General features: G+C 68.4%; 1 protein-coding gene. It reads right to left on the reverse strand.

Going from position 1 to position 455, the window contains the following annotated elements; translation table 11 throughout:
• The coding region (locus M8J74_RS22145; RefSeq protein ID WP_249838112.1) for a HAMP domain-containing protein at positions 1 to 455 on the reverse strand (455 nt) is incomplete at both ends.

Genomic DNA, 455 nt, shown 5'->3' on the forward strand with positions numbered 1-455 from the left:
TTCTTCAGCTGGAGCATCTCGCCGGAGACGTCCACGGTGACCTTCTGGGAGAGGTCGCCGTTGGCCACGGCCGTCGTCACCTGGGCGATGTTGCGCACCTGCCCGGTGAGGTTGCGGAACGCGGTGTTGACCGAGTCCGTCAGGTCCTTCCAGGTGCCGGCCGCGCCCGGCACCTGCGCCTGGCCGCCCAGCTCACCCTCGACACCGACCTCGCGGGCCACGCGCGTGACCTCGGAACCGAACGACTGCAGCTGGTCCACCATGCCGTTGACGGTGTTCTTCAGCTCCAGCATCTCGCCGGCCACGTTGACGGTGACCTTCTGCGACAGGTCGCCGTTGGCCACCGCCGTCGTCACCGCGGCGATGTCCCGCACCTGGATGGTGAGGTTGCGGAAGACCGTGTTGACGGAGTCGGTGAGGTCCTTCCAGGTGCCGGCGGCGCCGGGAACGTTCGC

Origin of the sequence: Streptomyces panaciradicis (assembly GCF_023516615.1) — a bacterium.
In the GTDB taxonomy this organism is placed as follows: Bacteria; Actinomycetota; Actinomycetes; order Streptomycetales; family Streptomycetaceae; genus Streptomyces; species Streptomyces panaciradicis.